The following is a 23,782-nucleotide window of genomic DNA, read 5'->3' on the forward strand; positions in this document are numbered from 1 at the left end:
CAGGTGGTGCATCTCTCACGACTTCGGCAGGGACATCGGTCTCAGGGGGCAATGGCGGCGCTGGCGGAACTGGTGGTTCGGGAAATATCCAGATTTTCAATGACGGAAAGGATGTGTCTGGAAACGGGGGAACGGGCGGCAATGGCGGCCTTGGCGTCGCCGTCGGCTACGGCGCAGCCGTTGTCAATGGCACGGGTGCGACAATCGCAGGAGGCAACGCGGGTCGTGGCGGCAATGCCGGGATACCGCTCGGTGTTCCCTACAATCCTCCGTTTTGCTGCACGAATGGCGCCAATGGTGCAGCAGGCATCGGAATAGTCGGATCGGGCCAGGCAAACATCATCAATGCCGGCACAATCGAAGGCGGTCTGAACGTCGACGGGTCGCGCGCAAATGCCATCACGCTCGGCGGCGGTGGCAACCGACTCGAACTTCAGTCCGGCTCCAACATCATCGGCAATGTCGTCGCGGCGGCGGATCTGAACAATCCCAACACATTCGCACTTGGTGGAAGCCAGAACGCCAGCTTCGACTTGTCGGGGCTCGGCAGTCAGTACCAGGGCTTCGCGAATTTCGAGAAGGTGGGGACGAGCGCCTGGACGCTTTCCGGGAGCAGCGGGCTCAGTGGTATTACGATCGAGCAGGGCGCCCTGACGCTGGGTGCAAAAGCGTTCTTCGCCGGCGCGTCCCTTGCCGTGTCCGGATCCGGCGAGCTTCAAGTCACGAGTGGCGCAAGTTTCGTTGCTCGCGTTCGAGCAGACATTGCCACCGGCAATCCGCTTGCTGCGATCGATGTGACCGGAACGAACGCGGCGTTCAACGCCTACAGCCTCTTTATCCAGGCCGGCACTCTGAACATCGCCAATGGCGGCTGGGTTGGGGTCGATTCGGATTTTGTGCTTGCCGGCAACGCCGGTAGTTCCGCGACGGTTCACGTCGACGGCGCCAACTCGCATCTTAAGGTGCAAGGTAACCTGAATATCGGAGCCTTAGGCACTGGCAACGTTACGATCGATAACGGCGGCGTGGCCGACGTCTTCAATGCCAATATCGGCTTTGATGCCAATACGGGCGCCGCAAATCCCGGCATGGCAAGCGCCGTGACCGTGACGGGCTCGGGGTCTGATCTGAAGACAGCTCAGATGTCGATCGGCAACGGGTCGCTGACCCTGTCCGATGGTGGTCGTGCCTCCGCCAGCTCGAACAACATCGTCGTTTCGCAGGCCGGAGGTTCCGCGTCGTTGAATATCGGTGCGGCCGCCGGCGCGGCAGCGGCGGCGCCGGGCACGCTCGGAGAAACCGACACCCTCGCGATCAACAGCCACGGAACGCTGGTCTTCAACCACACCAGCAGCAACTACACCTTCACCAACAAGGTCATAGGGAACGGCGCGATCAGCCTTTTGGCCGGCACCACCATCTTCTCTGGAGACGACAGCCAATTCACGGGCAATACGACGGTCTCAGGCAGCACGCTGCGCATGGTCAGCACCGGCAACCTCGGAGGCGCGCTCACGGTCAATACGGGAGGCCGTCTCGACGGCTCCGGCGCGGTCGGCTCGACCACGGTCAACAGCGGCGGCACGATCGCGCCGTCCAGCGACGGGGCCCTCGCCGTCAACGGCAATCTGGCTCTGCAGACGGGAGCGGCGTTCGAGTATCATCTCGCCGATCCATCGTCGTCGCTGTCCGCGACGCCGGTATCCGGCACGTCGGTGATCAACGTCAATGGCAACCTGGCGCTGAACGGCGCAGGGCTCGATATCCTCGGCAACGGCGCAGCCCCGAGCCTCGGCTACCACCGCTTGATCCACTACACCGGCACACTGTCGGAAGCGAATGGAGGGCTGACGGTCGCGAGCTTTCCGCCGAGCAGCCCGATCGCCTACCTCTACACGGTCGACACCACGACATCAGCGAACAATGTCGACCTGCTGGTGCTGCCCAATGGCGTGAACGTCCTGCAATTGTGGGGTGGCGGCACCAATGGCGTCGGCATGGGCAGCGGCACCTGGAACGCAGGCAACACCAACTGGCTCGATCCGATCGGTGGCGTCGCGCCGACCCTGTGGGGCAGCGGCTATGGCATCTTCCGCGGCCCCGGCGGCACGGTCGCCGTGGACGGCGCGCAATCGGCGGTCGGGCTGCAGTTCGCGGGCGGAGCGTATACGCTGGCGCCGGGGACAAGCGGATCGCTGAACCTGGTCAAAAGCACGGCGCTGCAAATTGCCGTTCCCGGCATCGATGTCCTCGCCGGCGAAACCGCGACCGTCGGCGTGACCATCACCGGTACCGACGGACTGCAGAAGACCAGCGACGGCACGTTGATTTTGAGCGGCACCAACAGTTATTCCGGCGGCACCTTCATCAGCGGCGGTGTGCTGCAGGTCGCCTCCGATGCCAATCTCGGCGCCACGAGCGGCGGCCTTACCTTCGAGAGTGCCACCTTGCGCACCACGGCGGACATCACGACCGCGCGGACGGTGAGTCTGCTGGGGGCCGGTGCATTCGACACCGCCTCCGGAACCACATTGAGCCTTTCCGGCAATGTGACCGGCGCGGGCAGCCTGACCAAGATCGGTGACGGCACGCTCATGCTCATGGGCGGCAGCAACACCTGGTCCGGCGGAACGACAATCACCGCCGGGACTCTCCTTGGAGTTTCGGCAGGAACGCTGCCAGGTTTCACCGATTACACGCTCTCGGGTGGCACGCTCGATCTCAATAGCAACAGTCTGACCATGCGTTCGCTGTCGGGGAGCGGTGGCGAGGTGGCGCTCGGCAGTGCCCGGCTGACCGTCGATCAAGCCACGGACACCTATTTCGGCGGTATCATCTCCGGCGCAGGCGGACTGACGAAATCCGGCACCGGCCTTCTGCTGCTAACCGGCAACAACACCTACGGTGGCGGCACGGTTATCAGCGGCGGCACGCTTGCGGTCACATCCGACAGCAACCTGGGCGCCCCCTCAGGCCCGATCTCGATGTCGGGTGCCAGCACGCTCGCAACGCTGGGCAACGTTGCGACGACACGCAATATCGGCATCATCGATACCGCCACGCTCTACACTTATGGCCTGACCACGCTGACAGTTGCCGGTGCAATTTCCGGCACCGGCGCGCTGGTGAAGGATGGCCTCGGGACGCTGACACTGACCGGCACAAACAATTACGGTGGTGGCACCACCGTCGCCGAAGGCACGCTGCAGCTCGGCAACGGCGGCAATTCCGGTTCGATCACAGGTGATATCCTCAACAACGGCGTCCTCGCCTTCAATCGTGTCGATACGATGAGCGTCGCCGGTGCGATTTCCGGTAACGGCGCGGTCACCCAGATGGGCACCGGCACAACCATCCTGACCGGCAAGAATACCTATACAGGCAATACCTTTATTGAAGCCGGGACATTGCAGCTCGGCAACGGCGGCACCTCCGGCTCAATCACCGGCGGTGTGCTGAACAACGGCACGCTCACCTTTGATCGTTCAGACACCACCACTTTCGCTGGCCTGATCGCAGGTAATGGATCGCTGACGCAGGCGGGGGCGGGGACGACAATTCTGACGACCGATAACACCTATCTGGGCGGCACGACCATCACTGCGGGGACACTGCAGCTCGGCAACGGCGGCACGTCAGGTTGGATCACCGGCAATGTGAACAACAATGGTACGCTGGCCTTCAACCGTTCGGATGCAGTGATTTTCGATGGTGCGATCACGGGCGCAGGCAAGTTGCATCAGCTCGGTCCGGGCGTGACGGTTCTTACCGCGAACAACAGCTACAGTGGCGGCACGACGATCACGGCCGGTGCGCTGGTGCTCGGCAATGGGGGCACTTCGGGAGCGATTGCTGGCGACGTCACCAACAACGGCGTCCTCGCCTTCAACCGCTCGGACACGTCGGTGTTCGCCGGCGCGATTTCCGGCACTGGGTCGGTGCAGCAGATCGGCGCGGGCACCACGGTGCTGACCGGCGCCAACACCTATGGCGGCGGCACGCTGATCGCCGCTGGCACACTGCAGCTCGGCAATGGCGGCACCTCGGGAGCGATCACCGGTGACGTCACCAACAACGGCGTTCTCGCCTTCAACCGCTCGGACGCGTCGGTGTTCGCCGGCGCGATTTCCGGCACTGGGTCGGTGCAGCAGGTCGGCGCGGGCACCACGGTGCTGACCGGCACCAGCACCTATGGCGGCGGTACCTTGATTTCCGCCGGCACGCTGCAACTCGGCGATGGCGGCACGTCCGGATCGATCATCGGCGATGTGCAGAACCAGGGGAGGCTGGCGTTCGATCGTTCCGACGCGGTCGTCTTCACAGGCAATGTCACCGGCGCTGGCGCGCTCGCACAGATCGGATCGGGCACCACCGTGCTGACCGGCAATAACAGCTTCACCGGCGGAACGACCATTGCGGCGGGTACGCTCGTGATCGGTGATGGGGGTACTTCCGGTACCCTCTCAGGCAACGTCGTCAACAACGGCACGCTCGCTTTCTATCGGGCGGATGCATACGCGTTCGCGGGCACGGTCTCTGGCGCTGGGGCGCTGACCCAGATCGGGGCAGGCACCACATGGCTCAACGGCATCTCGAGCTACACCGGGGCGACCGACATCTATGCAGGGCGTTTGTCGGTGAACGGTTCGATCGCGTCGTCATCGCTCACTACTGTGCATCCCGGCGGTACACTCGGTGGCAACGGTATCGTCGGCCAGACCCTGGTTGACGGTGGCACGCTCTCGCCGGGAAATTCCGTCGGTACACTGACTGTGCAAGGCAACTTGACCTTCACTGCGGCCGCGACCTATCTCGCAGAACTCAATTCCGTCACCTCTGATCGCGTCAATGTCAGCGGCATAGCGGCGCCCGGTGGAGCCACTGTTGTCGCGGTCTACGCCGGTGGCGGCTATGTGAAGACCCGCTACACGCTCCTCAATGCCATCGGCAGTGTCGAGGGTACCTTCGGCGGGTTGATCAACACAAACCTGCCGGCGAGCTTCAATCCATCGCTGAGCTACGACTCCAACAATGTCTACCTCGATCTCAAGCTCGCCTATGCTGGCCTGAACACGAACCAGCAGAGCGTGGCCAATGCGCTGTCCAACGCCTTCAGTTCTGTCGGCGCCATCCCTTTGGCGGTCGGCGGCCTCACGCCCGCGGGTCTCACGCTGGCGTCAGGGGAACTCGCGACCGGCACGCAGCAGACTACTGTCGACGCCATGGGCTTGTTCATGGCGACGATGACCGATCCGTCGGTGGCCGGTCGCACCGGATGGCCGTCGCTCGACGGCCGTGCGACGCTGGCCTACGGGTCGGCGATGCGGACAAAAGCGGATGCCGCGCGCGACGCCTTCGCCGCGATTCCCGGCGCCGCGCCGGCCACGTCATTCGATCAACGCTGGGGCGTCTGGGCGGCAGCCTTCGGCGGCGCGCGTAGCACCAATGGCAATGATATCATCGGATCGCACACTCTTACCGACCGCATCTACGGCGGTGCAGTCGGCGCGGACTACCGGTTGTCGCCGGATACTCTGCTCGGCTTTGCCATGGCGGGCGGCGCCACCGGCTTCGGCCTCGCCGACGGCCTCGGCACAGGGCGCTCCGATCTGTTCCAGGCCGGTGTGTACGCCTATCATCGCATGGGCGCTGCCTATCTGTCGGCGGCGTTCGCCTATGGCTGGCAGGATGTCACGACTGATCGCACGCTGGCGCTTGCCGGAGTAGATCGTCTGCGTGCCGGCTTTCACACCAACGCGTTCTCCGGCCGGCTCGAAGGCGGGTACCGGTTTGCGACTTCCTGGGCGGGGGTCACCCCTTATGCTGCAGGTCAGTTCGTGACGTTTGAGCTGCCGACCTATGCCGAAGGGTTGTTGGCGGGAGACAATCTGTTCGCGTTGAACTACGCGGCGCGAAACGGCACTGCTAGTCTCGCCGAACTTGGCCTGCGCGCCGACCGATCATTCGCGCTCGACGATGCGGTCCTGACGTTGCGAGGCCGGGCCGCATGGGCGCACAATTTCGACACCGAGCGCAGCGTTGCTGCAACCTTCCAAGCGCTTCCGGAGGCCAGCTTTCCGGTCCGCGGTGCGACGCAGGCGTCCGACGCCGCACTTGGCACGGGTTCTGTTGAGTTGAAGTGGCTCAACGGTTGGTCGGTTGCCGGGACCTTTGAGGGCGAGTTCTCCGGTCCCAGCACCAGCCTCGCCGGCAAGGGCACCGTGAATTATCAATGGTGAAGGCACGTTGGTCGTCGGCGCCCATTTCCAGTCCGTGTACGTGATCAGACACATCCGTCAAATAACTCCGCTGATGATGGTTGCGGAATGCTGTCGGACTGGGGATACCGGGCGATGACGTCGAGACCGTCGACGTCGGGCGATCGCCGCTTCGAGTGATCGACGATCCGTCATACAGAGAACCCGCTAGCCAAGCGACGACAGATACAGCGAGATCATCTGATCTTCCTGAGAGACGCCGCCGCGATCGGCCGCGTCGTCGCCGCGCGAAAGAACGGTCCAAGCGGCGTAGAGCGTGAAGCATATCTGTTGGCTTCACGGTGCCGCGTCCCGGCAATCGTTAGTGGAAACGCAACCTTTCTCGCGCAGCATCGACCAGACTTGCATTAGTTATTAATGGGCAAGGAAATGATTACGCCTCCCGACAGGCGAAAGTCTGTGCGTAATCCATCGCTGGACAATGCCTTGATCAGGTTTGGTGATCTATCACTGTGCTGCGTCGTCCGCGACATCACAGAGGATGGCGCGGCGTTGAAGGCAGATGATCCGCGATCATCCCTGCCTGACCAGTTCACGCTTATCGTTCCGCCCAACAAAACCTTCTCCTGCAGCGTCGTGTGGCGCGAAGATGGATGGCTCGGCGTCGCATTCACTGCTGAATGAAACGCGGGATTGTCTTCCGAAAAACGGCGAATTGCGGGGAAAACCGCACGGCAATGTAACTTACGTCACATGCAGTCCAGCTGCTCAACTGGCAAAATCCCGCGGTCATTTCAGCGGGGACGCTATGGACGACGAGTTTTGCAAGGAAAGGGCTCGCACTGTCCGTGCGCTCGCCGAAACGGCTGATCCCTTTATCAAGGTGCGCCTTCTGCAGCTCGCAGCTCACTACGAACGGCGCATCGATCGATCCGAGAAATCGGCCTCGGCGTCAACTGAAATACGGACGTGACTTTGATCAGAGCCCGGCGGCATTCTCGGTGAATGATCGGTCTTGGGCCGATAGAAGGTAATCTTTGTCTCGAAGGAGTTCGCAGCTGTAAACCGTACGTCGCACGCGGCTGACGATGTGACCTTTCGTTCAATCATGGATGTCGCGGTCGTCCATGAGGCGCGGCGGCTCGTCATAGCCGCGACGACTGCTGAAGAACAGCAGGACCATGAGGCCAGCACCGACAACGATCGAGAAGATGCCGCCGGCCACCAATGCAATGATGCCTTCGATGGGCATCGAACTGCCGGGAAGCGACAAGCCTTCGTACGCGAACCAGCCCGTGGCACCGAGCAGGAGCAGTAGCGCAATGACGAGGATTGTCGGCCCGGCGCGCATCAGCATTAGGTCATTGTGCCTGGCAGGAAGCAACGAACAACCAAGCGCCCGTTCAGGTAATATGGCCATACCATGGTGCGGCCGGCACGATTGGGCTCGGTAATTACCGTATCGTTGGGTACGTCGATCCATTCGCCCTGGAGATGCACGCGATAGTGGCCGTCCTTCGTGTCCCAATCGACGTCTGAGAGCGCCTGCCCGTCGGCGTTTGAGCAACAAGGGCCGCCTCCCTTACTTTGCAGGCCATCGAACCAGGCTTTCAGCGGAGAATTGGCGTATCTGCCATCGTCATGCGCCTGCACTGACATCGCTCCGAGCGAGATAGCACCGACGGTCCCCAGAAGCGCCAAGCCCAATTTATGCATTTCGTGAGGCTTATGAATCATTGTTGTTCTCCGCCGGTCGTTGGCGGAATCCGGACCGACCTGCGTGAGTGACGCGATTCGCTGTGGAGGCTCATCGAGCACTCGTCCAGTCACTCATAGCAATGATAGCCTCTGCAGATGGTTCCTAATCCGCTCGGCTTCGTGCTGTCCGTCTGCTGCCTCTGGTCGCCTGCCTTGCAGTCATCACTGCTTCATCGCGAGATGCCGACAACTGCATTGCTCCGGTCATTCAACACCAGGCCGCAACATGGCTCGCGCCACTTCGAGTTCGCTGATTGCCTGGCGTAATGCCGTTCGCGCCGCATCCTTGTCATCATTCGCACAAGCTGCACAAAGCTCCTTCAGGTGGCGGATCGCCGCTTCAGCCTGCGCGACGAGGTCGTGAGCACCCGCAAAGCTGTATTGGCGCTTCGGGTCAGTCATCACATTCACTCTCCACCTTTAATGCCGCACTGCATTTGCGAAAAGATATCCGCAGAGAAGGAGTTCGCCAGCCCGAGCGAAACCGAGTCGCCCCTTCGTCTACGGAACGTGATTTGATATGCGACCGCGTGTGTCGGCACTTTTAGACAATCAAATCGTTCCGAGATCTGAATCATAGGAGAGGAGCTCTACGTTTCAAGAGCGACGGCGGGGACCTGATACGGCAGGGTCCGTGGCACTCGGACCGGCGGAGCGGGTCCATCGAATCTCCTTGTATAGCGGTTGCAACCTCAGGCTAGTTACTTACGTTTGGCGGATCCTTTTGCCGCTCATCCGCAAGGGAACCGAAGTCGGGGCAGTGAGTTGGCTGATAGATTCGCAGATTCGACGCTTGGTTCGCCGATTGCTGAAAGCTAGGTCGCTATCGCGATAGTGAACATGGAGACGAGCTATGTTCCAGAATCCCGAAACCGCGCCTCCGATGATGAACATCGCACACCTCTTGACCCAAAAGCAGGACTTGCTGAGCCGTCTCGACGAATCTCCCGGTCCGAACGAGAGGGAGGAGATCGAGCGTCTCCTTGGCAAAATAGATGCTGAATTGAACGCAATGGACAGACCGGATCGACTATAGCCGCTGTCTCTGTCAGGAATTTACCTTGGGGCCGGCCAACCCCGGCGTAGGTGCCGTGACTGTCAGCAGTGCGCCGATACGTCCGAAATCGCAGTCACAAACGCAAGCACGTGACTGCGACCGTGAGTTCACGAGCCTTCCATGTCTAATCGACCACCATTCACCAGATTGCCTCATCGCACAGTCGTCTTTGTCGGAGACGGACGTAAGGCACTTTTCCTATTCAATGAAGGCAGCGAACGTGAGCCGCGCCTGAAGGTCCAACAAGTTTTTGAAGATGAAAACCCGCCGACCCGTGAACAGGGGGCGGATAGACCGGGGCGAGCGCTCTCCCGAATCGATTCTAAACGAAGCGCAATGCAGCAGACCGATTGGCACGACATCGAGAAACATCGCTTCGTCCGTGAGGTTGCAGGCGCCCTGGATCGCCTCCTACGACAGTCTCATGTGCAGCGGATCGTCATCGTGGCGCCGCCAAGGACACTGGCGGATCTGCGCCGATCATTTTCTCCCGCGATCGAAAAGCGCATTGTCGCGGAAATTGCGAAGGACCTGACTGGCTTTCCCATCGACGATATCTCGCAGTATTTGACTGCCTGATCCGCGCTGGAACTCGGCCGCCAGAAATTGGAACCCTTGTTCAAGAACCGCGTTCCAAAAAGGCGAACACGGTCGATTTCGACCGATCTCACGGGGTTTCGGGCGAGCAGCCGCCTCGAACCCGCTCCGGACGAGATAGGTCTTTGCCTGATCTCCGTGCGAGCATCCAGCGTGGATGTGCGTTAACCCGGATTGATCCTGTACAAGAGCTACGATGAAGAGACTTCCGATGACCGCTGTCGGTCATGCCGCTCTCGCAGACGAGATGAGGCATCGCGTCAGCGTCGAACGACCTAGTCTTGTTCGACGAATTCAACAGGCGATCGCGGACGAACCCAATATGGTCGAGAACTCCGAGTATCAGGTTGCGCTTGCCGAGCAAAGTGTAAATGAGTCTCGAATCGCCGAGCTGGAGGATAAACTCGCGCGTGCTGAAATCGTCGATGTCTCAAAATTTTCCGGTGATACCATCAAGTTCGGGGCGACGGTGACACTGTCCGATGAAGACACCGGCGTGCAGCGGGTTTGGCAGATCGTCGGCGAACCGGAAGCCGACGCGAGCAAGCACAAAATTTCAATAAGCTCGCCGATCGGGAGAGCATTGATCGGAAAAAGCAAAGGAGCCAGCGTGGTTGTCGAAACGCCAGGCGGGGCTAAGACTTACAAGGTACGACAAGTGAACTGGCAGGACGAGCGCAGCGAGCAGGAACATCTGTGAGGTCCCTTTGTCCGAGACCCCCGTGTCACGGTAGTGAAGTCGTGCCACACCCTCAAAAGCGAAATGCATAGACACGCCCATCGGCACCAACATAGAGACGATCCTGTGTCGCTATCAGCGTTTGGAAGCGATGGAGTCCGCTTAAGGGCTCACTGACAAAAAGCTGTTCGCCTGCATCACCCCGGAACGCGTGGAGCCGATCGTCGCCCTCGGCGCCAAGTATCCACACGATCGGGTTGGAATGCCCGTCCGTAGTGGTCACGATGGGGGAGCCTCGGCCATTGAGCGCGGCACACCAGGCGTTCGTCATTGCTGGCCGTGGACTTGCTGCAATCTTTAGCACGGTCAAATTCTGACCTCGGTTGGGCTGCGGGCAATGCGCGCCTGGGGCTCCGAGCGCGACAAAGGCGTAGCTGCCGACAGGGTAGGCCGCCGGCGAAGTGATGATCGACGACCGTGATGCTGTTTCGGTCGCGAGCTGGCCGCCAACGCCACCGAGATTGTTTCGGTCAAGGAGATAGGCCTTGCCATCCTTTCCCAACGCCAGGATTAGAGAGCGGTCGCCGCTCGCGCCCGGAACGTCGAGGATAAGCGGGTTGCTGCCTCCAAGGTCCGCATCGCGGTTATCGAGGGCCTTCCAATCCGATGGTGCAAAGTAGCTTCCCTTATCGTCTGTGCGGCGCAAGTCGGCTCCAACGCGAAACGTTGCTTCGCCGTCGCTCCACGTCTGCGCGCCGAACGTATTCCCGGTCACAAAGAAGATGTCATGCTCGGCCGCGCTCAGACCGCCCGGCGCCCAGATTCCGCCGCCGCGCGCCCGCGTCTCGAAGCTGGCTAGCTTGTCCGGTTCATGCAGGGGGATTGCGACCACCCAGCCATGATAGTTTCCGCAATCTCCGAAATGGCCGCCAAAGGCAACGTAGAGCGTTTCGTCGACCAGTGTCAGGGCTGCGCGCTGGTTCTGCACGCTCGGATCGAAATGGCGGCCCGACTTTTGCAGCGCATCGGCAATGTCGATGGGCCAGCCCGGGAGAACGCTGCCATCCTTCGTGGAAAGCGCGAACGCTTCGTGGCGCGGACCGTTCGTCCGCTCGACGGCTGCATCGAAATAAATGGCCTGCGTCGCGGGATCGATCACCGGCGTGCCGGTGATCCCGAGTGGATCGATATTCCCGCATGGCAGCGAAGAGCTTCGCACGGGATGACCGACGGCACGTCTCCATAATTCTTCTCCCGTCGTCGCGTTCAAAGCGTAAACGACGTCGTCCTCCGTCGCAACGAACAGCATCCCGGGGCTCGAGTCCTGCGGACGCCAATACAGCGGTTGAGTATATACAGCGCCCGCCACACGGGCGTTGAACGCGCGGTCCAGTTGAAGTGATCTGGCTTTATCAGAGGTGAGCGACGGAACGACGTACTCGCCCCTTCGGCCGTCATCTCCGTGATAGGTCAAGACTGAGGCCTGTTGGGCGAGCGCGGGCAAAGGCGCCAGTCCGTGTGACAACACTCCTGCCATCAGGGCGGAGCCCAGTGCCATCGGAATAGCCCATCCGGTCATCATGAACGCCTACCAGACCGATGCTGCTCCCTCGGCATGCCTTTTATATGGGCGTGCTCGTCACCACCGTCATCGAGCGTCGGGTCACTGTTCACCAGCGAGAATCTCGGTAACCTCGTACAAATGAGGGTCGATGTCGTCGGCCAGGCTTTCGAACTGGCTCCATGACTTGCGAAATTCTCGCGACTGGTGAGCAGCCCGCAGCGAGTCACTGCTTTCCCACTGAATGTAATTCACGATGCGGCGCCCATCGAGGCTGCGATGCAGGCTGATGGAAATAAACCCCGGCTGACTTCGCATAAAGCGGGCTCGCTCCGCCATCAGCGACAACGCCTCAGCCTGCTTTTCAGGTTCGGCTTCGATGACGGTGATTTGGATGACTGGCTGCCGGTCAACTTGAATCGTCGGCATGGCGATCTCCTTTCATGACACTATCGATCGATCTCTCCAAATACGATGTCCAGCGAACCGATGATTGCCGAGACGTCCGCCAACAAATGGCCCTGGCTGAGAAAGTCCATCGCCTGGAGATGCGCGAACGATGGCGCGCGGATCTTGCACTTGTAGGGCTGGTTTGTACCATCCGACACCAGGTAGACGCCGAATTCGCCTTTGGGTGCTTCCACCGCGGCATAGACCTCGCCGGGAGGCACTCGAAAGCCTTCTGTGTAGAGCTTGAAGTGGTGGATCAGTGCCTCCATCGAGCGCTTCATCTCTCCTCGACGAGGAGGGAAGACCTTGCTGTCCTGCACCGCGACCGGACCCTGTCCGTCAGGAGCACGAAGCTTCGCGATACACTGTCTCATGATACGTACTGATTGACGCATTTCTTCCATGCGGATCAGATAACGGTCATAGCAGTCGCCGTTTTTGCCAATCGGAATGTCGAACTCCATTTCCGGATAACATTCATAGGGCTGCGCCTTGCGCAGGTCCCAGGCAGCGCCTGAGCCGCGCACCATGACTCCGGAAAACCCCCATTCCCAGGCCTCTTTCAGCGTCGCCTTGCCGACGTCGACATTGCGCTGCTTAAAAATGCGGTTCGGCGTAAGTAGCCGATCGAGGTCGTCCACCACGCGGAGAAACGGATCGCAGAACGCTTCGATATCGTCGATCAGCTTCGCCGGCAGATCTTGATGGACACCGCCGATACGGAAGTAATTTGCGTGCATGCGCGCGCCGGAAGCGCGTTCGTAGAACACCATCAGCTTTTCGCGCTCCTCAAATCCCCATAGCGGCGGGGTGAGGGCTCCGACATCCATCGCCTGCGTCGTTATGTTGAGAAGATGCGAGAGCAGGCGACCAATTTCACAGTAGAGCACGCGGATCAATTGTCCACGGCGCGGCACTTCGAGGCCGATCAGCCTTTCCGCTGCGAGGCAGAATGCGTGCTCCTGATTCATTGGCGCGACATAATCAAGTCGATCGAAATAGCCGATCGATTGCAGATAGGTCTTGTGCTCGATCAACTTTTCGGTGCCGCGATGGAGCAAGCCAATGTGAGGATCAACGCGGCGAACGACCTCACCATCGAGCTCCAGCACAAGGCGAAGCACGCCGTGCGCAGCGGGATGCTGGGGCCCAAAATTGATCGTGAAATTGCGAAGCCCAGCTTCCGCCATGGCAACTTCTCGGTTGTTCGCGCCGGCTAATTCCGTGCGGGCACAGCTTCACTCGCCTGCAGTCCGGGCGACGCCCGACCGGCGCAACTCGTCTCGTCCGGAACGGGCAACCGGACGAGGTGTAAGGCGAACGCCGCCAAACATCAGTCGTTCCTAATGTGCTGAGCCGGTGCAAGAAGATTGGGGCATGATCGGGGCCACACCGTTCCTTCGCGACGGAAACGCCGCGGCTCGGGGGGAAAGCCCCCTACCTTGCGAAAGCACGCGGTGAACGCGGCACCGCCAGTCCAATGCCTATCTGTGAGGCGAGGGCGCGGTGCGCCAATCAAGCGCGGCTCCCTTACCTTCTGTAATACCGCGGAGCCGCTGCCTCCTGACGGTATCGGGCAAGATCGGACAGAACCAATGAACTCGATGTGGCACGCCCCCTCTTGCGTATAGGCCTCGAGTAATCATGTGAGCGTTTCGTGATGACTTACAGCGCTTGCTGCGCGATGTTCGTTGTTCGTTTTCGGCGCGCCAAAAAAGATCAAGTTTCGGGCAAAGCGCCGGGCTGAAGTGGAGCATATTATCGGTCGAATGATTGGGACGAGCAGCTGGTTCAAGAAGGAGTCGTGCGACAACGCGACGCCGCTATCGAAAGACATCCGTCGCCGAAAGAGCAGCAGATCGGCCGGAAACCCATTCAACGCTCAGGAACGCTCGGTGCCTTCGGTGGTTGGAAGTCAAAACAGAGCGGAGGATAGACATGAAAGTGTCTGATGTAATGACCTCGGACGTTCAGCTTTGCACACCCGAAGACACGGTGGGAGAGGCTGCGGAAGCAATGGCCAAACTCGATATTGGGCTGTTGCCGGTTGCGGAAGGCGACCACCTCATAGGGATGATCACCGATCGGGATCTCGCCGTCCGTGTGCTTGGAAAGGGGCAGGGACCGGACGCCAAAATCAAGGCGGCGATGACGCCAGACGTCAAGTATTGCTTCGAGGATCAGGAGTTGGAGTCGGTTTGCTGGAATATGGGCGATATCCAAGTCAGGCGGCTTCCAGTGCTAAACCGGCAAAAGCGTTTGGTCGGTATCCTTTCCTTGGGCGACATCGCGCGAAGCTACGAGAACGCTGCAACCGCGGCGTCGCTGCATCAAATTTCGCGACCGAGCGGCACCCAGGTCGCGTAGCGCGACGATCGCTCCGTGGGGTGAGGTTTGAGCCATTGCGCACCTGGAGAGTAGCGCGCCGTTTACGGCGCTACGAGAGTGTCCCTCCCTCACGCTGCAATGCGCGCAATCCCACTTGGTGTGACCGGTCGCTCTCGCGCTAGACGCAAAGCGTCGTGCTCCAGCGAAGAACCCAGGGAGCACGCCTCATGGCAAGGATGGCGTGGCCAAGACAATCGGTTAAATGAAGAGGAAGTTAGCTATGACCTTCAGTTTGAACAGCCCCGCATTCGGCGATGGCGGCCGGATCCCTCAGAAATATACAGCCGACGGTGAAAACCTATCGCCGCCGCTTCAGTGGTCGGACCCGCCTGAGGGCACCAAGAGCTTCGTTCTGATCGTGGAAGATCCGGACGCGCCATCGGGTATCTTTCGCCATTGGGGACTCTATAACATCATGGGCGAACGGACGCTGCTGCCGGAAGGCGTCGGTCATGGTGCGAAGACAAAGACGGAGAAGCTTGGAAAGGGCGTAAACGATTTCGGCGAGCCGCGCTATAATGGTCCGGCTCCGCCGAAAGGGCGTGGAACACATCACTATCATTTCAAGCTCGCAGCTCTTGATGTTGAAGCCTTATCGCGAGCACCCAAGATGCCTATTGGGGACATCTGGCGAGCCGCCGAGAAGCATATGCTCGGGCAGGCCGAACTTATGGGAGCCTACAGCCGTTGACCCGGCTGCTAACAGCCGGATTGGTCCAGTCTGCGAGGAGCTCACGCAGATCGTCGTGACGAAGCGTTGAAGTGACCGTCGTGTTTGAGGCTGCCCGCCGTTGCTGCCTGAGCCGCCTACTAAGCGACAGCGAGGAGCTGCACGCGTATTCAAGGCAGAGGGTCTAGAATTTGAAATTGCTCCGTCTAATGGACCTGATGCGGCTCTTGAGCTCCACAATGGCGAGATTTATCGTGTGGCTTGCCTTCCGCTCCCATCGGCATTGACGGGCTGCCCATCCGCGATTCCGATAGGCGGGTTGAGAATGACGCGGTCCCCCGAATTCAGTCCCTGCTTGATTTCCACTTGGGCCCCATCGTCAGCCGCAAGTTCGACGTGCCGCAAGCGGGCAATTCCATCAACCACAACCGCAACACTTAGCCCGCGCTCGTCGAATATCACGGCTTCTGACGGTACGATCGTGACGGGTTGCGCTCTCGGGATGGCGAGGCGTACCGTGCAGTAAAGGCCGGGATGGAGTGCGCCGTCCGCGTTGTCGATGTCGACCTCCGCCAACAAGGTCCGCGTGCCAGCTTGAAGCGCGTTGGCGTTGCGCGCAACAGTGCCGTGAAATGTTCGATCCGGAATCTCGGGAACGGTGACGTCGGCCCGGGAACTATCCCTGACTGCCAATGCCGATTCTTGAGGTACGTAAACCTGCACACGCAGTGTATCGGTGCGCGCAATCGAGAACAGTGAAGTGCCGTTGGCGCTGTCCGCCGTGACCAAGCTGCCGGTGTCGATCTGACGGGCCGTGATAACGCCGTCGAATGGCGCGGTGACCCGCTCAAACCCGGTAAGCTGCTCGAGACGCGAGACTTGCGCCTTCTGTGCATCGAGGTTGGCGCTTGCCACGCGTACACCCGCCGACTGCGCCGCGTACGATAGACGGTCGGTGTCCCCTTGTTGCTTTGATTGCCACCCTTGGGGTACCAAACGGGAGGTTCGTTCGTTGTTCGCACGCGCGAGCTGCTCGTTCGCGCGGGCTTGCTCCAGCGCGGCCTCGAGCTGCATCACCTGCGCTTTGGCCTGGACCAGCTGCTGGTCGAGGTCTGGTGCTGCGATTGTCGCCAGCAGATCGCCAGCATGCACGTGGCTGCCGATGTCGACCTTGCGCTTGCTGATGTATCCTGTTGCCCGCGCATAGAGCGTTGCGCTCTCGAACGGATTCATCGTGCCCGTCAGATTGAGCATTTTCGGGTCCGTGACGGCGTTGGCAGACTGTGTCCGCACGGTCGGTACCATCTTTTGCTCATGGATCAACGTTTCCCGGGCCATCGCATTGGACTCCGCGTGGCGCCATGCGCCGTAGCCGACCAGCACGGCAATCAGAATGACGGCGACAAGAGAGACGCTCCGCGCGATGCGGCGATAGCGCTGATCAGGTCGGTCCGACGGAAGTTGCACGGGCTCACTCATTGTGACCTTTGGTTCTCATCAGGCGACGCCGCGGCGTAGCCGAAGCGGCATACCGCGCAATAGAGGTAAGGGACGACGAGCAATGTCGTGGCCGTGCCTAACAGCACGCCGCCGACCACGGCGCGCGCCAGCACCGCGTTCTGTTCCTCGCCGGCGCCGCCGAAAGCCATTGGGAGCATTCCGACCACCATGGCCGCGGCCGTCATCAACACGGGACGTAGTCTGGTAGTGGCGGCCTCTAACGCCGCCTGCGTGGCCTCGACACCCGCATGGCGACGCTCGCGTGCGAACGCAACGAGGAGAATTGAGTTTGCCGAGGCAATGCCTATGGCCATGATCGCGCCCATGAGCGATGGGACGCTGAGCGGCGTCCCCGTTGCGTACAACATAAGGAGAATGCCGCAACCGGCGCCCGGGAGCGCCAAGAGCACCGCAAGCGGGTCAAGAAAACTCTGAAAATTGACAACCATCAGCAGATAGACAAAGAACGCGGCGAACAGCAGCCCGATCGCCAGGTCCCTGAAAGCGGAGTTCATACTTTCGATCTGTCCGCGAACCGCGATGTGATTGCCGGGCTTGAGCTTTGCTTGCAGATCGCCGACGATTGCTTGGATCTTGGCTGCAACGTTTCCTAGATCAGCGTCTTGCGTGCTACCATAGACGTCATAGACCGGCTGCACGTTCGAGTGATTGTAGACGGACTGGACGGGGCGGCGGGTGATGGTCGCAATGTTCCCGAGCACGTTGGGAATAGGCGCCTGCTGCGATGCCTGGCTGCTGATCGGTGTGTTCTTGATGTCGTCCATGCTGCCGATACGGTATTCGGGGGTCTGAACCGCCAGGAAATAGGGAATCCCCGCTTTGGGATCCGTCCAGAAATTTGGCGAGATTTGTTCCGACGAGCTCAGGCTGACGTTGACGTCATTCGCAATGCCGCTGACCGTGAGGCCGAGTTGCTGGGCCCGGTTGCGGTCAATATCGTATCGCAGTTCGGGGGCATCGAGCTCCTGCTGAATGTGAACATCGACGAGGCCCGGTACGGCACTCATCCGTTGCTTCAGTGTCTTGGCAAGCTGTTGGTTCTCGGCACGGTTTTGACCTTGCACCTCGACATCGATTTGGGACGGAATGCCGAAATTGAGTATCTGGGTGACCATGTCGGCGGGCTGGAAATAGAACATCACGTCTGGGAATGCTTGGTGCAGCGACTCGCGCAGGCTTCTCACGTAGCCGGCCGTGGCCTTGTGGCCTTCCCTGAGCGAGATCAGGATCTGGCCGTCGTTCACCCCGATTGTCGAACCATCGGTGAAGGCGAGATTGTAGAGCCGTTGCGGTAGCCCGATGTTGTCGAGCAGGAGGCCAAGATCTTGCGGCGGAATGCGCTGACGTATCTCATTTTCGACCGCCTGGAAGATGCGTTCGGTATCCTCTATCCGTGTCCGTGCGGGGGCGCGGACATGCAACTGGATCAGTCCGGCATCAACCGGCGGAAAAAAGTCGGAGCCGACGGAAGGAGCGAGTGCGGCGATTCCGCCGATGGTAACGAGGGCGACGACCGGGACCAGAATTCGACGGGTCAGCAGGCCGGTGAGGAGCCAACCATAGAACTCACGGAATGCTTCGAAGCCTTGCATAAATCGTCGGTGAATCCACGACAGCGGCCCCGTTGCCGTATGACCGTCGCGATCGGTGGAGTGTTCGCCTCTCAGCACGAGACTGATGATGATTGGCGTGAGCGTTCGTGAAATCAGATAGGACGCTAACATAGCGAAGGTCACCGCAAGCGCCAGCGGCGTGAACAGGAAGCGGGCCGGACCCTGTAGGAAGAATAGGGATACGAAGACCGAGCAGATCGCAAGTGTCGAGACCAGCGTGGGAAGAGCAATGCCGGCGGAGCCTTCAAGCACGGCCTGATCGAAGTCCATCCGGCTTTCGAACAGCCGATGAGTGTTTTCGATCGCCACGGTGGAATCGTCGACGAGAATACCGATTGCCAGCGCGAGGCCGCCGAGGGTCATGGTATTGATGGTTTGCCCCATCATCGTGAAGACAGCGATCGACGTGAGGATCGACAACGGAATCGAGAGGCTCACGATCAGCATCGAGCGCCAGGTGCCGAGAAACAGCAAGATCATCAACGCCGTCAGCACCGTCGCGATCAATCCCTCGCGCACCACGCCTCCAATGGATTGGGATACGAATACCGACTGATCGAACAGCGGATGGATCTCCATTCCCGGCGGCGCCGCCTTCTGGATTTCCGGGAGCGCTGCCTTGACGCGGTTTACGACGTCGAGTGTCGAGGCGTCGCCGTTCTTGATGATGGTGAGCAGGATCGAGTGGCGTCCCTCGGCACGCACCACGTTCTGCTGTATCGCCCAACCGTCGCGCACGTGGGCCACGTCCTTCAGCGCGATCGTCGCACCGCCGATCTGACGGATCGGCACGTTGTTCAGATTGTCGATCGTCGAGGGTTGCGAGTTGAGGCCGACGATGTACTGCTTGTGCCCAATCTTGGCGTCTCCCGAAGGCAAGGTGAGGCTTTGCGCGTTGACGGCATTGACCACGTCGGTCGGCGTCAAGCCGTTGGCGCGCAGGGCACCCGGATCGATATCGACCATGATCTGCCGGTACTTGCCGCCGTATGGCGTGGGCAAGGTGATGCCCTGAATCGGCGCGAGGGCCTGGCGGATACGGTAGATCCCGTAGTCATAGAGTTGCTGCTCGTTGAGGCGATCGGAGCTCAGGCTGAGCTGCATGACTGGTACGCTGGAGGCGTTGTACTGCACCACGATCGGCGGTTGAATTCCCGGCGGCATAAGATTGCGGATCGAGTTGCTCGCCGACACGATCTGACTCAATGCCAGATCGAGGTTGACGTTAGGCTGGAAGTAGATCTTCTCAACGCTGATGCCGGACAGCGTCTGTGACTCGATGTTGCGCACATTGTTGACGCTCGAGCTGATCGAATATTCGCTGTAAGTCGTGACCCGTTGCTCCATCTCCTCGGGCGCAAGCCCGGTGTATTGCCAAATGAGGGTGACGACCGGGATGTCGATCCGCGGAAAGATGTCCTTGGGTGCGCTTAGAATGGCGCTGATTCCGAGCACGAGCATGACCAGCGCCATGACATAGAACGTGTGCGGATATTTCAACGCAAAGCGGACGATCCCCATCAGATGGGCTCCGACGTCATGGATGATCTTCGCTGCAGCAGGTCGTCATGCGCGTCGGGGCATGGCGATTTCGGTCAACGGAACGGCAGCGGAGTTGTTCCTGCGCCGGGAGCCGCGTTGTTCCGTTGTCATCAACTCAGCGCGAGGAGAACAGGGCAGAATCGGTTGGGACACACCCGCGTCCCCAGAAGCGAAACGCCTGGACACGGCCATCGGCACCGACACCAGGCGTTTAAGCACAAGTGGTGCGCGGAACGCGACGCGCAGCCAAGGAGGCCGCGCATGCCGGTGTTGCAGGGCCACGGTTCGTGACGTGCTCTGGCTCCGGCTGTCCATGATGATCCACTTCGCCCGGCCTTAAGGAACTTAAGCCATTCGAGCCTATTGGGAATCCAGTGTTGATCCTGGAGATGTCCGTGCTGGCGCGAACTCGCCATATTCCAAGGCGCTCTACGGAAGACGGGACCTATGGCGCGCTCGCATCGCTTACGAGGGCAGAGCGGTTTTATTGGGAAGTTTTAAGGGATCTTCTCGAAGCGGGTCTGCCTTTCATGGTCGGCGGCGGTTATGCCGTGAAGTTCTACACCGACGCTCGGCGGCCGACGAAGGACCTGGACATCTTCACGACACCCGCGGCATTCCCAACTCTGCGTTCATGCCTGCAGCAAAGGTATTCGGTGTCCGCAAATGAAGGGTGGCTGGGCAAAGTCCGTCACGGTCGTCATTTTGTCGATATCATCTTCGGTTCCAGCAACGGCATCGTGCCGGTTCAGGAAGCGTGGTTTCAGCATACAAGAGAGGCCCAGATACTTTGTCACCGCGTACCAGTGATCAGTCCGACTGAACTCATCTGGTCCAAGGCGTTCATTCAGAAGCGGAATCGTCATGATGGGTCGGATATCGTCAATCTGATTCTCAAGCAGCGCGATGTTATCGACTGGCAGCGCCTGATCTCGTACATGGACCAACACTGGGAAGTCTTGCTTTGCCACCTGCTCACGTTTCGCTGGATCTATCCGAGCGAGCGCGATGCCGTTCCTTCATGGCTGCTTGACGATCTTCTCTCGCGCTTGGGCCAGCAACGCCAGGCTCCGCTGCCAGTCCCAAAACTCTGCCGCGGCCGACTATTTTCCAGCGTCGATTACCGAAACGCCACTGAGAAGTGGGGCTTTGTACATCCCGAAGCGGAGTCCAACGATGAGTAATGATCTGACTTCATTCACATTTGCGAGTGTGGGCGACCTTCATGTGAAGGACGGACAGTCGGGTTCGCTTCGCGAAGTGTTTCAGGAAATCTCGAAGCGCGCCGGTGCCCTCGTTCTGTGCGGGGATCTCACCGACACCGGAACTCCGGCACAGGCTGAACTCTTGGTCGAACAACTGCGCGCTTGTTCGATTCCGATGATCGGCGTTCTCGGCAATCACGATTACGAATCGGAATGCTCTGACCAGGTAAAGCGCATCCTTTGCGACGGTGGTGTACGCCTGCTCGATGGTCAAGCCACCGAGGTGGAGGGCGTCACGTTCATCGGCGTCAAGGGCTTTGCGGGTGGATTCGGTCCGCGCATGCTCAGCTCGTTCGGCGAGCCGGCGATTAAGACGTTTGTCGCGGAGGCTATGAACGAGGCGATGCGGCTGGAGAACGTCATGCGAACGGTGAGCAGCCAGCGCGCCGTCGTAGTTCTCCATTACGCCCCGATTGTAGGAACAGTGGAGGGTGAACCTCTGGAAATTTATCCGTTCCTTGGCTGCTCGCGGCTTGCAGAGACAATTGACCGTTTCAAGGTTAGCGCGGTTGTGCATGGTCATGCGCATCGCGGCAAATACGAGGGGCGGACACCCGCGGGAGCGCCGGTCTACAACGTCGCCATGGCCGTGCAGAAACCTTCGGGCCTGCCTTATGCCCTGCTTTCGGTCTGACATCGCCCGCTGACGAAGGTCGGTCGCAGCTGGCGACAGAACAATTCGCGGCTGCAAGCAGCTGATGGCTGCATCCGCGATCGCGGGGAGGGTACGGATGATGACGGACCCATCATTTGGTCCTCTCAAGGCTGAAACAGGGGTTCGATTCCCCTGGGGAGCGTCATTTCACCCGGAAAATGCTGCAAGTCGCTGCCGTCGGCGTCCTCACGCCGCGGCGAGCACGGCTTGCGCCGGCCGCCGGGCGATCATCAGCGACAGCACGGCGGCCACGATGCCGGTGAAGCCGGCGATCATGAAGGCCTCGAGATAATTGCCCTGGGCGGAGCGCATGAAGCCGGCGAAGAACGCCGCGCTAGCCGCGCCGAGCTGATGGCCGGCGACCACCCAGCCGAACACCAGCGGCGCGTTCTTGTCGCCGAACGCCTCGTTGGCGATGCGCACCGTGGGCGGCACGGTCGCGATCCAGTCGAGACCATAGAATACCGCGAACACCGACAGGCTCACAAAAGAGAAATGCGAGTAGGGCAGGTAGATCAGCGACAGGCCGCGCAGCCCGTAATAGAAGAACAGCAGCTTGCGCGGATCGAAACGGTCGGTGAGCCAGCCGGAGAGCGTGGTGCCGAACAGGTCGAAGAATCCCATCAGCGCGAGCAGGCTCGCGGCCTGCACTTCGACGATGCCGTGATCGCCGCAGAACGCGATCAGATGGGTGCCGACGAGGCCGTTGGTGGTGAAGCCGCAGATGAAGAAGGTGGCGAACAGGAACCAGAACGCCCGCGTCTGCGCGGCGCGCGCGAGGTTGCTGAACGCGGCGATGAACGGATTGCCCTCGGCCTTCGGCGCGGGATGGTCGTCGTGCTTGCTGCCGAACGAGCGCAGGCCGACCGACGCGGGCCGCTCCGGCACCAGGACATACACCAGCGGAATGAGTGCCGCGCAGCACGCGGCGACCGTCAGCACCACCGGCTTCCAGCCGCCCCATGCCACCAGCGCCGCGAGGCCGGGCATGAAGATCAGCGTGCCGGTCGCGGTGCTCGCCGTCAGAAGCCCCATGACGAGGCCGCGATTGGTGGTGAACCAGCGATTGACGATGGTGGCGCCGAGCACGTTGGCGACCGCGCCCGAGCCGATGCCGGAGAGCAGCCCCCAGGTCAGGAACAATTGCCACGGCGCGGTCATGAAATAGCTGGCTCCTGTCGACGCCGACATCAGCGCGAGCGCGCCCAGCACCGTGCGGCGGATGCCGAAGCGCTGCATCACGGCCGCGGCGAACGGGCCGGCGAGGCCGTAGAGGAAGATGCCGATCGCGGCCGACGACGAGATCACGCCGACATCCCAGCCGAACGCCTGTTGCAGCGGCAGCATCAGCACGCCCGGCGTCGCGCGCAGGCCTGCGGAGGCGAGCAGGGCAAGGAAGATCACGGCAACGACGACGAACGCGTAGTTCTGGCCGAACGGTCGTCTCGACACGGGGGCTGCTTGAAGCGAGGTGCTAGGCATGTTACTTACCGGTACGTATTGCGATGCGGCGTGTATACGTACCGGTCAGTAACATTGTCAAGAGGGCAGGCAAAAGGGCAAGGGAGGATCCGAGCGCCATGACGAAGAAAGCCGTCGCACCATCTGCGGAACGCCCGGCCAGAGCGGTTTCGCGCGAGGTGGATACCGGTTCGCGTGAAGAAAACGCGTCAAAAAAAGAATCCGGAGCCCGGAACGGAAAAGGCCCCAGGGCCGCCGACCGGATTCGCGCCTCCGCGAGCGAGCTGTTCTATCGCGAGGGCATCCGCGCCGTCGGCGTCGACGAGGTGGTGGAGCGGGCCGGCGTC

The 23,782-nt window shown here is 60.7% G+C and carries 18 protein-coding genes and 1 pseudogene; 10 read left to right on the plus strand and 9 right to left on the minus strand.

The genetic code is table 11. The annotated features are described in order from the left end of the window. The first annotated feature begins 113 nt into the window (after window positions 1-113). Window positions 114-6,239 (plus strand): autotransporter-associated beta strand repeat-containing protein, encoded by a 6,126-nt coding sequence (locus AS156_RS23380; protein WP_066509129.1) that lies wholly within the window; start codon window positions 114-116, stop codon window positions 6,237-6,239. Window positions 6,240-6,635: 396 nt separating this feature from the next. Next, the gene (locus AS156_RS41085; RefSeq protein WP_082747689.1) at window positions 6,636-6,902 is read left to right on the plus strand and encodes a PilZ domain-containing protein; all 267 of its coding nucleotides are present in this window, start codon (window positions 6,636-6,638) and stop codon (window positions 6,900-6,902) included. 418 nt (window positions 6,903-7,320) lie between these two features. On the opposite strand, the gene AS156_RS23390 is transcribed toward AS156_RS41085, so the two are convergent. The 3 genes from AS156_RS23390 to AS156_RS23400 form a co-directional block, all read right to left on the minus strand. Continuing rightward, window positions 7,321-7,569, minus strand: a complete 249-nt coding sequence (locus AS156_RS23390) for a hypothetical protein (RefSeq protein WP_066509453.1) — start codon at window positions 7,567-7,569, stop codon at window positions 7,321-7,323. A gap of 5 nt (window positions 7,570-7,574) precedes the next feature. Continuing rightward, a complete protein-coding gene (locus tag AS156_RS23395; protein WP_430641811.1) occupies window positions 7,575-7,955 on the minus strand; it encodes a hypothetical protein in 381 nt (126 codons plus the stop codon). Window positions 7,956-8,180: 225 nt separating this feature from the next. Then, on the minus strand, window positions 8,181-8,378 hold the full coding sequence (locus AS156_RS23400) for a hypothetical protein (protein ID WP_066509133.1): 198 nt from the start codon (window positions 8,376-8,378) through the stop codon (window positions 8,181-8,183). Between the two features lie 451 nt (window positions 8,379-8,829). Between AS156_RS23400 and AS156_RS23405 the strand changes: the two genes are divergently transcribed. The 3 genes from AS156_RS23405 to greA all read left to right on the plus strand — a co-directional run bounded on the left by AS156_RS23405 (window position 8,830) and on the right by greA (window position 10,330). Continuing rightward, on the plus strand, window positions 8,830-9,012 hold the full coding sequence (locus AS156_RS23405) for a hypothetical protein (protein ID WP_066509136.1): 183 nt from the start codon (window positions 8,830-8,832) through the stop codon (window positions 9,010-9,012). A gap of 141 nt (window positions 9,013-9,153) precedes the next feature. Continuing rightward, window positions 9,154-9,612, plus strand: coding sequence for a baeRF12 domain-containing protein (locus AS156_RS23410; protein ID WP_066509138.1), 459 nt, complete (start codon window positions 9,154-9,156; stop codon window positions 9,610-9,612). A 214-nt stretch (window positions 9,613-9,826) separates the two neighbouring features. After that, window positions 9,827-10,330 carry a transcription elongation factor GreA gene (greA, locus tag AS156_RS23415; protein WP_066509142.1) on the plus strand — a complete coding sequence of 168 codons (504 nt, stop codon included), beginning with the start codon at window positions 9,827-9,829 and terminating at the stop codon, window positions 10,328-10,330. A 52-nt stretch (window positions 10,331-10,382) separates the two neighbouring features. On the opposite strand, the gene AS156_RS23420 is transcribed toward greA, so the two are convergent. The 3 genes from AS156_RS23420 to AS156_RS23430 form a co-directional block, all read right to left on the minus strand. Next, complete coding sequence (locus AS156_RS23420) at window positions 10,383-11,618, minus strand: outer membrane protein assembly factor BamB family protein (protein WP_066509144.1); 1,236 nt, start codon at window positions 11,616-11,618, stop codon at window positions 10,383-10,385. 354 nt (window positions 11,619-11,972) lie between these two features. Then, a complete protein-coding gene (locus AS156_RS23425) occupies window positions 11,973-12,299 on the minus strand; it encodes an antibiotic biosynthesis monooxygenase family protein (RefSeq protein WP_066509146.1) in 327 nt (108 codons plus the stop codon). Between the two features lie 20 nt (window positions 12,300-12,319). Beyond that, window positions 12,320-13,510, minus strand: a complete 1,191-nt coding sequence (locus AS156_RS23430; RefSeq protein WP_066509148.1) for an NADH-quinone oxidoreductase subunit D — start codon at window positions 13,508-13,510, stop codon at window positions 12,320-12,322. Between the two features lie 748 nt (window positions 13,511-14,258). On the opposite strand from AS156_RS23430, the gene AS156_RS23435 reads away from it, so the two are divergent. Both AS156_RS23435 and AS156_RS23440 read left to right on the plus strand, forming a co-directional pair. Next, entirely contained in the window at window positions 14,259-14,687 is a 429-nt protein-coding gene (locus AS156_RS23435; protein ID WP_066509457.1) for a CBS domain-containing protein, read from the plus strand. A gap of 241 nt (window positions 14,688-14,928) precedes the next feature. Continuing rightward, window positions 14,929-15,399 carry a YbhB/YbcL family Raf kinase inhibitor-like protein gene (locus tag AS156_RS23440; RefSeq protein ID WP_066509154.1) on the plus strand — a complete coding sequence of 157 codons (471 nt, stop codon included), beginning with the start codon at window positions 14,929-14,931 and terminating at the stop codon, window positions 15,397-15,399. A gap of 228 nt (window positions 15,400-15,627) precedes the next feature. Here the strand turns inward: AS156_RS23440 and AS156_RS23445 are convergent, their stop codons facing one another. Both AS156_RS23445 and AS156_RS23450 read right to left on the minus strand, forming a co-directional pair. Continuing rightward, the gene (locus AS156_RS23445; protein WP_066509156.1) at window positions 15,628-16,857 is read right to left on the minus strand and encodes an efflux RND transporter periplasmic adaptor subunit; all 1,230 of its coding nucleotides are present in this window, start codon (window positions 16,855-16,857) and stop codon (window positions 15,628-15,630) included. Continuing rightward, a complete protein-coding gene (locus AS156_RS23450) occupies window positions 16,854-20,033 on the minus strand; it encodes an efflux RND transporter permease subunit (protein WP_066509158.1) in 3,180 nt (1,059 codons plus the stop codon). Before AS156_RS23450 ends, AS156_RS23445 begins: the two co-directional genes overlap by 4 nt. Window positions 20,034-20,431: 398 nt before the next feature. Here AS156_RS23450 and AS156_RS23455 point away from each other — a divergent pair, with 398 nt between their 5' ends. Together AS156_RS23455 and AS156_RS23460 are read left to right on the plus strand one after the other, a co-directional pair. Then, entirely contained in the window at window positions 20,432-21,238 is an 807-nt protein-coding gene (locus AS156_RS23455; protein ID WP_245313021.1) for a nucleotidyltransferase family protein, read from the plus strand. Further along, window positions 21,231-21,953, plus strand: a complete 723-nt coding sequence (locus AS156_RS23460) for a metallophosphoesterase family protein (RefSeq protein ID WP_066509162.1) — start codon at window positions 21,231-21,233, stop codon at window positions 21,951-21,953. The genes AS156_RS23455 and AS156_RS23460 overlap by 8 nt, the downstream gene beginning before the upstream one ends. Before the next feature lie 207 nt (window positions 21,954-22,160). On the opposite strand, the gene AS156_RS23465 is transcribed toward AS156_RS23460, so the two are convergent. Beyond that, complete coding sequence (locus AS156_RS23465; protein ID WP_066509164.1) at window positions 22,161-23,456, minus strand: MFS transporter; 1,296 nt, start codon at window positions 23,454-23,456, stop codon at window positions 22,161-22,163. Window positions 23,457-23,554: 98 nt separating this feature from the next. Here AS156_RS23465 and AS156_RS44820 point away from each other — a divergent pair. Continuing rightward, window positions 23,555-23,782 (plus strand): annotated as a pseudogene (locus AS156_RS44820) (TetR family transcriptional regulator); the annotation flags it as partial.

Origin of the sequence: Bradyrhizobium macuxiense, assembly GCF_001542415.1 — a bacterium.
In the GTDB taxonomy this organism is placed as follows: Bacteria; Pseudomonadota; Alphaproteobacteria; order Rhizobiales; family Xanthobacteraceae; genus Bradyrhizobium; species Bradyrhizobium macuxiense.